The sequence below is a fragment of the Amycolatopsis sp. NPDC104587 genome (genome assembly GCF_055583645.1).
In genome coordinates this window covers 69,696-82,662 of record NZ_JBVJNO010000002.1, presented here as the reverse complement: position 1 = coordinate 82,662, position 12,967 = coordinate 69,696, and the positions used below count along the sequence as shown (strand labels likewise).

Below are 12,967 nucleotides of genomic sequence, written 5' to 3'. Positions count from 1 at the left end.
CTACTCGTACACCGTCGCCGCGTTCAAGGCGTCCCGGAGGATCTCCCAGCCGTCCGCCGGGGGGCGGCGGCCCTGGTTCGTGTAGTAGCCGCGGTGGTCCTGCAGCCACCCGGCCAACGCCTCCAGGTACCGCGGCAGGGTGTCGTTCTCCCAGTCCGGCGGGCCGTCCTCCCATTCCGCCACCAGGGCGTGCAAGGTCGACACCACCCGGTCGAGGCCCTCTTCGGACACTGCCGGCTCCTCACGTCCAGTAAGGCTGAGCGTGCGCAGCCGCGACCGCGATCGCCCGGCCGTCGAGCACAGTCGCCGTCCGCTCGAGACCGACCTTCCGCCACTCCACGCTGAACTCGACCGGCCCCACCGGCAACGGCGCCAGCCACAGCTGCCGGTCACCCCGGTAATGCCGGTCGCCGCTGCTCGCCCCGCCGCCGACCTCCGTCAGTGCGCCCACGTCGACCCGGAACTGCAACCCCGCGTCGTCCGGGCCCGGGAACCCGCCCGCGTGGCTGCTGTCGATGCCGTCCCAGACCTGCTGGGACAACGATCCTCGACGCACCGACAGGTGCACGGCAAAACCGCAGCCGCTCGGGTACGCGACCACGTGCTGCAGCGCCACCACGGCCAGGTCCGTGCGCGCGACGAACCGCGCGATCGGCACCGGGCAGCCGAGCACGTCCTCGGGCGGTGTCGTCTCCATGTCTCCAGCGTCCCCGCCCGCGCAAGCGAATACCCGAGCCCGCGGGTCCGGCGGAACTCGTTCACCGGTGTTGCGTCCAGGTAGCCCAACGCGCCGCCAAGCGTTACCTGGCCGTTTCCGGAGCCCGTTGACGACTGTGCCCCGGCTCACTACAGTCCTGCGAAACCGTCTGTAAAGTATCCTAATTAAGTCGGGAGCGACGAAGAGTGCGAGCCGGTAGCCCGCGGATGCTGCGCGAGATCAACGATCGCGCCGCCATCGAGGTCCTCCTCCGGGAGGGCCCGCTGACCCGCGCCGAGCTCGAGCTCGCCATCGGTCTCTCCAAGCCCGCCACCGCCCAGCTCATCACCCGGCTCGAGCTGGACAACCTCGTCGTGAAGGCCGGCGTCCGGGGCGGTGGCCGCGGCCCGCGCGCCCAGCTCTGGGCGGCCAACGGCGGCCTCGCCTTCGTCGCCGCCGTCGACCTCACCCCGCACATCGCCGACTTCGTCGTCTCCGACGTCGCCGGGATCGTGCTCGCCGAGTACCAGGTGCCGCTGCCCGTCCACGAAGGCGCCGACGTCGTCGGGACCTTCGGCGACGCGCTGAACCACGTCACCGCGGCGGCCGGGATCACCCGCGAAGAGCTCGCCCACGTCGTGATCGGCGCACAGGGCGCGTTCGACCCGCGGACCGGCCTGCTCTCCTCCGCCCCGCACATCCCCGGCTGGCTCGGCTTCGACGTCCCGCAGAAGCTGTCCGACGAGCTCGGGGTCGACGTCCTGATCGAGAACGACGTCAACCTCGTCGCGGTCGAAGAAATGAGCGTCGGGCAGGCCCAGGACGTCGACGACTTCGTCATGGTCTGGCTGTCCGAAGGGGTCGGCGGCGCCGTCGTCATCGGACGGCGGCTGCTGCGCGGCGCCACCGGCGGCGGGGGCGAGATCGACTGGATGCGCGTGCCCGACGCGGCCACCGTGGACACCGGCGACGTCTGGCCCGAGGCCGGCGCCCGGTTCGGCAACCTCGTCGACTCGCCCGCCATCTGCCGGCTCGCCGCCGCGCACGGCATCGAGGCGAGCACCGCCTGGGAAGCCGTCGCCAAGGCCGAGCCGGGGCACCCCTTCCTCGACGACCTCGCCCGGCGGGTGGCCGGCGGCGTCGCCAACCTCGTCGCGGTCGCCGACCCGCAGCTCGTGCTCCTCTGCGGTGACACCAGCCGCGCCGGCGGAGAAGCGTTCGCCGCGCTGGTGCAGGACCGGCTGCACGAGCTGGTCCTGCCGCGCACGCCCGTCGGCTGCGCGTCGGTGCAGGGCAACGCCGTCCGCGCCGGCGCGCTGCAGTCGGCGCTCGCCACCACCCGTGAGGACGTCTTCGGCGTCGTCACCCCCACGCTCCTCGGGTCGCGCAGGCCCGAGGCCGGAAGAACCCGTCCCGCCCCGTCCCCGACCGAGTAGCCCAACCGATGAGGAGGAGGGCCATGCCCCCTACCACCCGGATCCGCCGAGGCGCCCTGTTAGCGGCCGTCGCCGCGGCGTCCGTCCTGCTGACCAGCGCCTGCTCCGGCGCCGCCGCCCCGAGCGGGGGTGACGCCGCGGCCGCGCCCGGCAAGGACGACAAGCTCACCATCACGGTGTACTCCAAGTTCACCGACCGCGAGTACGGCGTGGTCACCGCGGGCCTGAACAAGCTCAAGGCGAAGTTCCCGAACATCGAGATCAAGCACGAGGGCAACCAGGACGACGACAAGCTCACGCAGTCGATCCGCGGCGGCAACCCACCCGACGTCGCGATCTCCTTCTACACCGACAACCTGGGCGCCTGGTGCTCCACCGGCAGCTTCCAGGACCTCAAGCCCTACATCGACCGCGACAAGGTCGACCTGAACCAAATCCCCGAAGCGGTCCGGAACTACACCGAATACCAGGGCAAGCGGTGCGCGATGCCGATGCTCGCCGACGTCTACGGCTTCTACTACAACAAGGACATGCTCGCGGCGAAGGGCGTCACCTCGCCGCCGAAGACCACGGACGAGCTGCTCGAGGACGCCAAGAAGCTGACCGAGTACAACGCGGACGGCTCGATCAAGGTCGCCGGCTTCCTGCCGTCGATGCCGTTCTACGCCAACCAGGCCCAGTACTGGGCGCCGAACTTCGGCGCGCCGTTCCTCGGCCCGGACGGCAAGTCGGACCTCGCCACCAACCCCGGCTGGAAGGCGATGTTCGAGTTCCAGAAGAAGCTCATCGACGCCCTCGGCGGCCACGACAAGGTCGAGCAGTTCAAAGCCGGCCTCGGTGACGAGTACTCCGCCGACAACGGGTTCCAGAAGGGCAAGCTGGCGATGATCTACGACGGTGAGTTCCGCACCGCGTTCATCAAGGACCAGGCCCCGACCCTGAACTACGCCACCGCGCCCGCCCCGGTGCTCACCACCATGGCGGACAAGTACGGCAGTGCCTTCACCACCGGCACGATCATCGCGATCCCCAAGGGCGCCAAGAACCCCGGCGCCGCGTGGGAGCTGATCAAGCAGGTCACCCTGGACACCGACACCCTGGTGGACATGGCCAACGGCCTGAAGAACGTGCCCAGCACGAAGGCTTCGCTGACGTCGCCGCGCCTCGACCTGCAGCCGCAGTTCAAGACGTTCCTCGACATGTACGACAGCGGCAAGCTCGTGTCGAACCAGACCACGCCGATCGGTGACGCGCACCTCAAGGCGGTCAACGACTTCGCCGAGAAGTGGCAGGCCGGCTCGATCCCCGATCTGACCGAAGGCCTGAAGAAGGTGGACGCGCAGATCGACGACGAACTGAAGCAGAAGGGCGCGGGCGGATGACCTCCACCCTCGCCGCGCAAACCGACGGTTCCCCGTCCGCGCCGGAAAAGGCGCGGACGGGGGCCCGCCGGGCCAAGCGCCGCCGGACCGTCTTCCTCTTCATGGCCCCGGCGTTCGTCGGGTTCCTGGTCTTCTTCGGGTACCCGCTGATCGCCACGGTCTACTACTCCTTCACCCGGTACGACCTGATCAACCCGCCGCAGTTCATCGGGTTCGACAACTACGTCCGGATGTTCACCAGCGAGCCGCTGGTCGGCACGGCCGCGTACAACACGCTGTGGCTGGTGGTCGTGCTGACCGTCTGCCGCGTGGTGTTCTCGCTTGGCATCGCGTCGGTGATCTCGCGGCTCAAGTCCGGCGTCGGGCTCGTCCGCACCCTGTGTTACCTGCCGACGCTCGCCCCGCCCGCGGCGGCGACGCTGGCTTTCGTCTTCGTCTTCAACCCGGAGTTCGGGCCGGTCAACCGGTTCCTGCGGCTGGTCGGCATCGACGGCGGGCTCTGGTTCAACAGCCCGGCGATGTCGAAGCCGGCGCTGACGCTGCTGGCGTTGTGGGGCTCCGGCGAGCTGATGATCATCATCTTGGCCGCGCTGCTGGACGTCCCCACCGAACAGTACGAGGCCGCGGAGCTCGACGGCGCCGGCGCGGTCCGCCGGTTCTGGCACGTCACCCTGCCGTCGATCTCGCCGGTGCTGCTGTTCGGCGTCGTCAACTCGATCATCTACGCGCTGCAGTTCTTCACGCAGGCGATCGTCGCCGCGTCCGCCTCGGCGGGCACCGCCGACGTCGCCGGCAACTCGAAGCTCATCGGGGCGCCGCAGAACTCGACGCTGACGTATCCGATCTGGCTGTACGTCCAGGGTTTCCGCTACTTCAACATGGGTTACGCGGCCGCGATGGCCGTGCTGCTGTTCATCGTGTCCTCGGCGTTCACGTGGATCCTCGTGCGGCAGCTCCGGAAGTCCCAGCACCAGGAGGAGGGGGCATGACCGCACTGGCCGAAGCGCCGCAGAAACCGGCGGGCGTCCCGCCGAAGGTGCGGTTCAAGCGCAGCTGGGACAAGCGGCTGTCCTACATCGCGACGCACGCGGTCGGCATCGCGCTCGGCGTGATCTTCATGCTGCCGCTGCTGTTCGTGTTCCTCACCGCGGTGATGAAGAGCGACCAGGCCATGACGGCGAGCCTGTGGCCGACCGAGTGGCACTTCGAGAACTTCGTCGAGGTGTTCAAGAAGGCGCCGCTGCTGGAGTACTTCGGCAACAGCCTGCTGTACTCGGCGCTGGCGACGGCGGGGGCGCTGCTGTCGGCGATCCCGGCGGCGTACGGGCTGGCGAAGCTGCGGTGGCGCGGGCAGAACCTGTTCTTCATGCTGACCGTGGCCGCGATGCTGCTGCCGCCGCAGGTCACCGTCGTGCCGCTGTACGACCTGTGGGTCCGGATGGGGCTCACCGGCACGCTGGTCCCGCTGATCGTGCCGTACTTCTTCTTCGACGCGTTCTCGATCTTCCTGCTCCGCCAGTTCTTCCTCACCATTCCGAAGGACTACATCGAGGCGGCGAAGATCGACGGCTGCACCGAGTTCCAGGCGATGGTCCGGGTGCTGATCCCGATGGCCAAGCCGGGGATCGCGGCCACCGCGATGTTCTGCTTCCTGTTCACCTGGAACGACTACTTCGGGCCGCTGCTCTACACCGGCGAGAACCAGGACCACTGGCCGCTGTCGCTGGCGATCGCGTCCTTCCGCGGCATGCACCACGTCGAGTGGAACATGACGATGGCCGCCACCGCGCTGATCATGGCGCCGGTGATCGTGTTGTTCGTGTTCGCGCAGAAGTCGTTCGTCAAGGGCATCACATTCACGGGAGTCAAGGGATGAAGCTGGCAGTCGTCGGTGGCGGGTCCACCTACACGCCGGAGCTGATCGACGGGATCGCCGGCCGCCGGTCCACTTTGGACGTCGACGAGGTCGTGCTGGTCGACCCGGACGCCTACCGCGTCGAGGCCGTCGGCGGGTTCAGCCAGAGACTGCTTTCGCACGCCGGTCACCCCGCGCAGGTGCGGACCACGCAGTCGCTGGAAGAAGGCGTCGAGGGTGCGTCGGCGGTGCTGATCCAGCTGCGCGTCGGCGGGCAGCGGGCGCGGCGCTCCGACGAGACGTTCCCGCACGCCTGCGGCTGCGTCGGGCAGGAGACGACCGGCGCCGGCGGCCTGGCGAAGGCGTTGCGGACGGTGCCGGTGGTGCTCGACATCGCCGACCGCGTCCGCAAGATCGCCGGTGACGACACGTGGATCGTCAACTTCACCAACCCGGTCGGCATCGTCACCCGCGCGCTGCTCAACGAAGGGCACCGCGCGGTCGGGCTGTGCAACGTCGCGATCAACCTGCAGCGGCAGTTCGGGAAGCTGCTGGGGGTCGGCGCGGACGACGTCAAGCTCGTCCACACCGGACTCAACCACCTGAGCTGGGAGCGCGGCGCGCTGGTCGACGGCGTCGACCGGCTGCCGGAGCTGCTGGACCAGCACTTGGACTACCTGTCCACTGAGGTCAGTGTGCCGGAGAAGTGGCTGCGGCGGATGAACGTCGTGCCGTCGTACTACCTGAAGTACTTCTACGCGCACGACGAGCAGGTCACCAAGCAGCGCACCGAGCGGCCGCGCGCGGACGTCGTCTCGGACGTCGAGGAAGAGCTGCTGAAGATCTACCTCGACCCGGAGCAGAACACCAAGCCGGAGTCGCTGGAGAAGCGCGGCGGGGCGTACTACTCCGAAGCCGCGGTGCAGCTGGTGCACGCGCTGACCGCGGGCGGGCCGGCCGAGGAGCACGTGGTGAACGTCCGCAACGACGGGACGTTCCCGTTCCTGCCGGACGACGCCGTCATCGAGGCTCGGTCCACTGTGGACTCGAACGGTGCGACGCCGATCCCGCAGCCGCCGGTGGAGCCGAACTTCTCCGGGCTCATCGCGGCGACAACGGCGTACGAGTTCCTCGCGCTGGAGGCGGCGGTCAAGGGCGGCCGCGACCGCGTGGCGGACGCGCTGCTCGCGCACCCGCTGGTCGGCCAGTACACGAAGGCCGACACGCTGGCGGACTCGCTCGTGCAGATCAACCGCGAGTACCTGCCCTGGGCGCGCGGATGAGGCCAGCTGTCATTGCCATCGACGGCGGGAACAGCAAGACCGAGGTCCTCGTGGTGTCGCACGAGGGCGTCGTGCTGGGAAAGTCGCGCGGTCCGGGCGCGTCGCCGCAGAACATCGGCGTCGCGGCGTGCGTCGCGGCGCTGGAGGACCTGGTCCTCGAAGCGCTGGGCGCGGCGAGCCTGCCGGACGAGCGGCCGTTCGCGGTGCACACGTCGGCCTACCTCGCCGGGCTCGACTTCCCGCGTGAGGAAGAGGCGCTGCACGCGGCGCTGGCGGTCCGCGGCTGGAGCGACACGCTCGTCGTCGGCAACGACACCCTCGCGCTGCTCCGGGCGGGCAGCGCGGGGGTGGGTGTCGCGGTGGTGTGCGGCGCCGGGATCAACGGCGCCGGCGTCGGCCCGGACGGGCGCGTGCACCGCTTTCCCGCGCTGGGCAAGATCTCCGGCGACTGGGGCGGCGGGTACCGGCTCGGCGAGGAGGCCCTCTGGTGGGCCGTGCGCGCCGAGGACGGCCGCGGCCCGCGGACCGCGCTGATGCCGGCAGTCGCCGCCTACTTCGAGAAGCCGACCCTGCTGGACGTCGTGCAGGGACTGCACTTCGAAGAGATCGACCCGGCGTCGATCCACGGCCTCTGCCCGCTGCTGTTCGAGGTCGCGGCGGCCGGCGACGAGGTCGCGGCGGACATCGTCACGCGGTTCGTCGAGGAGGTCAGCGTCTTCGCGGCGGTGATCCTCCGGAACCTGGACCTGACCGAGGAAGCGCCGGAGATCGTCCTGGGCGGCGGCGTGCTGACCGGGATCGGCGCGCCGGTGATCGCGGAGATCGAGCGCCGGTGCCTGAAGGTCGCGCCGCGCGCGGTGGTCCGCGTCGTCGACGTGAACCCCGTGGTGGGAGCGGCCCTGTTCGGACTGGACACGCTGGGCGCGTCAGAGGCCGCGAAGGCGGCGCTGAAGGCGGCGACCCAGCGCGTGTGAACTCTGGCGGGACCGGTCTCGAAGCGGCGCGAGGCCGGTCCCGCCAGACCCTTACGGAACGAGGATCTCGCCGGTCTCCAGCAAGGACTTGAGGTCCGAGAGGACCCAGGCCCAGCCGCCACCGGCGTTCTCACCCGGGCCGGCGTTGACGTCTTCGTTCGCGCCGGAGACCATCGCGGCGGTGAGCGGCGCGCCGGTGACGTCGTGGGTGATGGTGAGTCTGGTGCCCGCGGTCTTGGTCTCCTCGATGTCGTAGGTGAGGGTCGTGTAGGGCTCTTCCGCCAGTTCCGGGCCCATGAGCAGCTTCCAGGTGATGACGAGCTTCCGCGGCGGATCGACCTCCAGGACCTCGCCGTCGACGAGGTCTCCGGTGAAGCCCGCGTCGATGAACTCCTGCGTCGGGCGGGTGCGGTGCTTGCCGCCGACCTTGAGGTCGAAGTCGGCGAGGCCGGTGTAGCCGTACTTCTGCGTCCACTCGGGCTTGGTGATGGCTTCCCAGATGCGTTCCGGGGTGGCCTTGATGTAGACCCGGTGGACCTGCACGGTGGTCGTCATGGTTCTTCGCCTTCCAGTTCGTTCTTGAGGTCGAGCAGCGCGGTGACGTGGCGTTCGGTGTACTTGTCGATCCACCGGTCGTGGATCTGCCGGATCGGCACGGGGTTGAGGAAGTGCCGCTTCTCCCGGCCTTCCTTGCGCGCGACGACGAGCCCGGCCTCTTCGAGGAGCTTCAGGTGCTTCATGACGCCGAAGCGGGTCATGTCCACCTGGGTCTCGAGCTCGGTGAGCGTGCGGCCGTCACGCTCGAAGAGCAGGTCGAGCAGGAACCGGCGGGTCGGATCCGCCAGCGCCTTGAACACCAGGTCGTCGTGCACACCCTCAAGATAGGTGACCAAAAGGTCACCTGTCAACGGTCCGCACTTTCACGTGAAAGTGCCGCTGGTTCAGACCACCAGGGAGAGGGGGAGGATCAGCGCGATCGCCACCACGGAAATCAGCGTCTCCATCACCGACCAGCTCTTCAGCGTCTGGCCCACCGACAGCCCGAAATACTCCTTGACCAGCCAGAACCCGGCGTCGTTGACGTGCGAGAAGAACAGCGACCCGGCGCCGATCGCCAGCACGAGCAGCGCGCTGTGCGACGGGTCCATCGAAGCCGCCAGCGGGGCGACGATGCCCGCCGCCGAGACCGTCGCGACCGTGGCCGAGCCCGTGGCCAGGCGGATCGCCACCGCCACCAGCCAGCCGAGCAGCAGCGGCGAGAGGTTCGCGTCCTTGGCCAGGCCCGTGATCACGTCGCCGACACCCGCGTCGACCAGGGTCTGCTTGAAGCCGCCGCCCGCGCCGACGATCAGGATGATCCCCGCGATCGGGCCCAGCGAGTCACCGACCACAGTGGACAGCTTGTCCCGCCCCAGCCCGGCCGGGCGGCCCAGCAGGACCATGCCGACCAGCACCGCCGCGAGCAGCGCGATCAGCGGGTCGCCGACGAAGTCCAGGATCTTCCGGGCCTGGCTTTCCTTGGCCAGCAGGATGTCCGAGAGCGCTTTCGCCAGCATGAGCACCACCGGCAGCAACACGGTGGTCAACGTCGCCGCGAAGCTGGGACGCGGTTTGCCGGTGTCCGCGCGTTCCGGGATCAGCCGCTCCGGCGGCGCGGCGTCCGGCACCAGCCGGGCCGCGAGGCGGCCGAACAGCGGGCCCGCGATGACCAGAGTGGGGATGCCGACGAGCAGGCCGAACGCCAGCGTGATGCCGACGTTCGCGTTCAGCGCGCCCGCCGCGGCGAGCGGGCCGGGGTGCGGCGGGACCAGGCCGTGCAGCACCGAGAGCCCGGCGACGGCCGGAATCCCCAGCAGCATCAACGGCTTCCCGGTGCGCTTCACCGCGAGCAGCACCACCGGGATCAGCATGACGAGCCCGATCTCGAAGAACATCGGCAGCCCGATCAGCGCCGCGACCAGCGCCATCGCCCACGGCAGCGCGGCGCCGCGGGCCTTGCCGAGCACGGTGTCGACGATCTGGTCGGCGCCGCCGGAGTCGGCCAGCAGCTTGCCGAGCATCGCGCCGAGGGCGATCAGGATGCCGACGGACGCGACCGTGCTGCCGACACCGCTGGAAAAGCTCTTCAGCAGCTTGTCGACCGGCATCCCGGCGGTCAGCCCGAGCACGAGCGACCCGAGCACCAGCGACAGGAACGGGTGCAGCTTCACCTTCGTGATCAGCACGACGATGACGGCGATCGCGACGACCGTCGCGGCGATGAGCCGGGTGTCGTGGCCGGTCCAGGCGGCGGCGAGGGTGGTCATGAACGCTCCCGGAAGGCGGTCAGGGCGGCTTCGGTGATCTCCTCGGGAGTGCCGCCGATGTCGAAGATCGCGCCGGGCTCGTCCGGCTCGAGGGGTTCCAGGTCGGCGAGCTGGGAGTCCAGCAGCGACACCGGCATGAAGTGACCCGAGCGGTGCTTCATCCGCTCGGCCAGCAGGGCGCTGTCGCCGTGCAGGTGGGCGAACCAGACGTCACCGCCGGTTCTCAGCACGTCCCGGTACCGGCGCTTGAGCGCTGACGACGTCACGACACCGCCGGAGCGCTCGTGGTCGCGGATCCAGCCGGCGATGGCTTCGAGCCAGGGGGCGCGGTCCTCGTCCGTCAGCGGGTGGCCGGCGGTCATCTTCGCGATGTTGGCCTTCGGGTGGAACGTGTCCGCTTCGGCGTACTCGACGTCGAGCGCGCCGGCGAGCGCCGTGCCGATCGTCGTCTTCCCGGAGCCCGACACCCCCATCACCACGATGACGGTCATCCCGCACCTCCCACTTCGTTGTGCTCAGGTGAGTGAAGCTCAAAAGTACTACTTATTCAAGATGAAGTACTACTTAATCGAGTCAGACGGCTAGCTTGGTCCGGTGAGGCATGAGCAGGTATTGGACGCCCTCGGCGCGGCGATCGCGACCGGAGCGCTGCCGCCGGGCACCGTCCTTCGTTCCGAAGAGCTGCAGGAGCGCTTCGGCGCTTCGCGGACGGTGGCGCGCGAAGTCGTCCGAGTGCTCGAGACGATGCAGCTGACCAGCAGCAAACGCCGGGTCGGGGTGATCGTGCGGGCGCCGGGGGAGTGGAACCACTACGACCCGCGGCTGATCCGCTGGCAGCTCGACGGGCCGTCGCGGCCCGCGGCGCTCGCGACCCTGAACGAGCTGCGCTCGGCGGTCGAGCCGTGCGCGGCGCGGTTCGCGGCCCTGCGCGCGACGCCGGAGGAGCGCGGCCGCCTCGGCGCGCTGGGGGAACGCCTGGCGCGGACGGCTCGTGCGCGCGACCTCACGACGTTCCTCGAGTTCGACATCGCCTTCCACGACCTGCTGCTCGGCGCGTCCGGCAACCCGATGTTCGCGCAGCTGTCGGAGGTCGTCGCGGAGGTGCTCACCGGGCGGACCGGGCACGGCCTGATGCCGCCGGAGCCGCAGCCCGAAGCCGTGGCGCTGCACCTGGAGGTGGCGGCCGCGGTGGCGGCCGGGGACGCCGACCGGGCGGAGCGGGCGATGCGCGACATCGTCGTCCAGGCGCGTGAGGAGATCGCCGCGCTGGTCGAGTAGCCTCGTCGGGAACTGGACTTACTTCCGCCGGGGGGCACGGGTGAGCGCGGCGCGCGCGATCGGACTGGTGTTGGGTGTGGCGGCCGACGGCGCCCTGGGCGACGCCCGGCGGCGGCCACCGGTGACGGCGTTCCGCCGGGTCGCGCACCGCCCGGTCCCGGGCGCGCTGGTCGCCGGCGCGGCGGTCCTGGGCGGCGTCCTGCTGGAACGAGCGGGCCGCGGCCGTCCCCTGGTGCAGGCGTCGGCGACCGCGGTGACGACGTGGGCGGTGCTCGGCGCGGCGGGCCTGGCGCTGCAGGGCACGGAGCTCGCCCGCGACCTCGAGGAGTGCCGCTTCGAGCCGGCGCGCTCGACACTGTCCGAACTGGACGCCCGGGTGGCCGACGGTCTCGGGCCGGTCGCGCTGTCCCGCGCGTCGGTGGAAACGTTGGCGGAGAACACTTCCGACGCCGTGGTGGCGCCCCTGGTGTGGGGCGCGGTGGCGGGCGTGCCGGGCCTGCTGGGGGCGCGCGCGGTGAGCCTCCTGCGCCGGGCCCGCGACGGCCGTCGTGGCCACTGGGCGATCGACCGGCTCGACGAGCTGGTCCACCTGGTGCCCACCCGCGTGGCGGCGGCCTTGACGGTCTTGGCGGCCCCGGTGGTCGGCGGCTCGGCAGGCGGCGCCTGGCGGGCCTGGCGCCGCGACACGATCGCCCACCCGAGCCCCAACGCGGGCCGCGTGGAGGCGGCTTTCGCGGGAGCGCTGGAGGTCCGCGTCGGCGGGCGCACGGTGTATCCGCATGGGGTGGCGGAGCTGCCGGTGCTGGGCGTCGGCCGCAACCCGGACGCGGGGCACGTGACGCGGGCGGTGGAGCTGTCCCGGGTGGTCGGCTGGCTGGCCGGGGTGACCGCGGTGGTGCTGGCGGTGCTGACGGGGTTCCGCCGCCGTTCCGTCAGCAGCTGAGGCCGTACTCGCGCGACACCCCGACCAGCCCGGACGGGAACTCGCGCGCCTCCGGCCGGAAGAGCCAGCCGCCCTCGTGCCGCCGCAGCGAGCCGAGGACCACGGCGGATCACCACCGGATCACCTGCCGGGCGGGTTCCGAAGCGGTCGGTCATGACCTTCATCCTGCCCGACGCGCTCGCTCAGCTGCGGCGTTTCAGCTGGGTCAGGGCTTCTTCGTCGAGTCGTCCACCCCGCTCGGCCAGCTTCCCGCCGATCCGCTCCCGGTCCTCCGCCGTCCGGTTCCCACCGAACTTGAACTTCGCCCGGACCCCCGTGATCGTGAACTCGATCCCCCGGATCCCCGGCAGCAGCCGCCGGTCCGGCGCGTCGGAAGCGCTTACCGGCGCCCGGGCCCCGTCCGTCTCGAAATGGCGCAACTGCTTGTCCAGCAACGCCGCCTTCGCGGCCGGATCGTCGACCAGCCGCACGTCGCCCTCCAGCTGGACCGTCGCGTAGTACGACGTCGGCACGCCGAACGCCGGGTCCGCGCCGGCCGCCGTGTTCCAGTCCGCGCGGATGTACGTGTAGTCGTCGACCACCGTCAGCAGCGCTCGCGGGTGCTCCTCCAGCAGCGGCCAGATCGGGTTCGGGCGGGCCAGGTGCGTGACGATCGTCCGGTCGCCGTCGAACGCGAAGTGCGCCGGGGTCACCATCGGCAGGTCGCGGTCCGTGCCGCCCGCGATGAGCTGGCCGAAGTCGTGCCCGGCCAGCCACGCCCGCCACTCGGCGTCCTCGGCCGCGTCCCAGGGGTGGATCAGCATGACCCGAGTG

15 protein-coding genes are annotated in these 12,967 nt (G+C 70.5%); 8 read left to right on the top strand and 7 right to left on the bottom strand.

Annotation, left to right across the window (positions count from 1 at the left end; all coding sequences use genetic code 11):
* On the bottom strand, positions 1 to 231 hold the full coding sequence (locus ACZ61C_RS04795; RefSeq protein WP_465302929.1) for a DUF7660 family protein: 231 nt from the start codon (positions 229 to 231) through the stop codon (positions 1 to 3).
* A gap of 10 nt (positions 232 to 241) precedes the next feature.
* Positions 242 to 697 carry a hypothetical protein gene (locus tag ACZ61C_RS04790; protein ID WP_465302927.1) on the bottom strand — a complete coding sequence of 152 codons (456 nt, stop codon included), beginning with the start codon at positions 695 to 697 and terminating at the stop codon, positions 242 to 244.
* 227 nt (positions 698 to 924) lie between these two features.
* Between ACZ61C_RS04790 and ACZ61C_RS04785 the strand changes: the two genes are divergently transcribed.
* Genes ACZ61C_RS04785 through ACZ61C_RS04760 form a run of 6 tightly spaced genes read left to right on the top strand, consistent with a single transcriptional unit; the run spans position 925 to position 7,627 of the window.
* Positions 925 to 2,133: an ROK family transcriptional regulator gene (locus ACZ61C_RS04785; protein WP_465304179.1), complete on the top strand. Its 1,209-nt coding sequence runs from the start codon at positions 925 to 927 to the stop codon at positions 2,131 to 2,133.
* A gap of 23 nt (positions 2,134 to 2,156) precedes the next feature.
* Positions 2,157 to 3,515 carry an extracellular solute-binding protein gene (locus tag ACZ61C_RS04780; RefSeq protein ID WP_465302925.1) on the top strand — a complete coding sequence of 453 codons (1,359 nt, stop codon included), beginning with the start codon at positions 2,157 to 2,159 and terminating at the stop codon, positions 3,513 to 3,515.
* On the top strand, positions 3,512 to 4,504 hold the full coding sequence (locus tag ACZ61C_RS04775; RefSeq protein WP_465302923.1) for a carbohydrate ABC transporter permease: 993 nt from the start codon (positions 3,512 to 3,514) through the stop codon (positions 4,502 to 4,504). The genes ACZ61C_RS04780 and ACZ61C_RS04775 overlap by 4 nt, the downstream gene beginning before the upstream one ends.
* Complete coding sequence (locus ACZ61C_RS04770) at positions 4,501 to 5,391, top strand: carbohydrate ABC transporter permease (protein WP_465302921.1); 891 nt, start codon at positions 4,501 to 4,503, stop codon at positions 5,389 to 5,391. The genes ACZ61C_RS04775 and ACZ61C_RS04770 overlap by 4 nt, the downstream gene beginning before the upstream one ends.
* On the top strand, positions 5,388 to 6,653 hold the full coding sequence (locus tag ACZ61C_RS04765) for a 6-phospho-beta-glucosidase (protein WP_465302919.1): 1,266 nt from the start codon (positions 5,388 to 5,390) through the stop codon (positions 6,651 to 6,653). Before ACZ61C_RS04770 ends, ACZ61C_RS04765 begins: the two co-directional genes overlap by 4 nt.
* Positions 6,650 to 7,627 (top strand): N-acetylglucosamine kinase, encoded by a 978-nt coding sequence (locus ACZ61C_RS04760; protein WP_465302917.1) that lies wholly within the window; start codon positions 6,650 to 6,652, stop codon positions 7,625 to 7,627. The genes ACZ61C_RS04765 and ACZ61C_RS04760 overlap by 4 nt, the downstream gene beginning before the upstream one ends.
* Positions 7,628 to 7,678: 51 nt before the next feature.
* Here the strand turns inward: ACZ61C_RS04760 and ACZ61C_RS04755 are convergent, their stop codons facing one another.
* From ACZ61C_RS04755 to ACZ61C_RS04740, 4 genes are all read right to left on the bottom strand, one after another.
* On the bottom strand, positions 7,679 to 8,182 hold the full coding sequence (locus ACZ61C_RS04755; protein WP_465302915.1) for an SRPBCC domain-containing protein: 504 nt from the start codon (positions 8,180 to 8,182) through the stop codon (positions 7,679 to 7,681).
* On the bottom strand, positions 8,179 to 8,499 hold the full coding sequence (locus ACZ61C_RS04750) for an ArsR/SmtB family transcription factor (RefSeq protein WP_465302913.1): 321 nt from the start codon (positions 8,497 to 8,499) through the stop codon (positions 8,179 to 8,181). The genes ACZ61C_RS04755 and ACZ61C_RS04750 overlap by 4 nt, the downstream gene beginning before the upstream one ends.
* Positions 8,500 to 8,568: 69 nt before the next feature.
* A complete protein-coding gene (locus ACZ61C_RS04745) occupies positions 8,569 to 9,933 on the bottom strand; it encodes a GntT/GntP/DsdX family permease (protein WP_465302911.1) in 1,365 nt (454 codons plus the stop codon).
* Complete coding sequence (locus tag ACZ61C_RS04740) at positions 9,930 to 10,424, bottom strand: gluconokinase (RefSeq protein ID WP_465302910.1); 495 nt, start codon at positions 10,422 to 10,424, stop codon at positions 9,930 to 9,932. Before ACZ61C_RS04740 ends, ACZ61C_RS04745 begins: the two co-directional genes overlap by 4 nt.
* 103 nt (positions 10,425 to 10,527) lie before the next feature.
* Between ACZ61C_RS04740 and ACZ61C_RS04735 the strand changes: the two genes are divergently transcribed.
* The gene (locus tag ACZ61C_RS04735) at positions 10,528 to 11,211 is read left to right on the top strand and encodes a FadR/GntR family transcriptional regulator (RefSeq protein WP_465302909.1); all 684 of its coding nucleotides are present in this window, start codon (positions 10,528 to 10,530) and stop codon (positions 11,209 to 11,211) included.
* A 40-nt stretch (positions 11,212 to 11,251) separates the two neighbouring features.
* The gene (locus tag ACZ61C_RS04730; protein ID WP_465302908.1) at positions 11,252 to 12,154 is read left to right on the top strand and encodes a cobalamin biosynthesis protein CobD/CbiB; all 903 of its coding nucleotides are present in this window, start codon (positions 11,252 to 11,254) and stop codon (positions 12,152 to 12,154) included.
* Between the two features lie 182 nt (positions 12,155 to 12,336).
* On the opposite strand, the gene ACZ61C_RS04725 is transcribed toward ACZ61C_RS04730, so the two are convergent.
* Positions 12,337 to 12,957, bottom strand: coding sequence for an FMN-binding negative transcriptional regulator (locus ACZ61C_RS04725; RefSeq protein ID WP_465302906.1), 621 nt, complete (start codon positions 12,955 to 12,957; stop codon positions 12,337 to 12,339).
* Between the last annotated feature and the right edge of the window lie 10 nt (positions 12,958 to 12,967).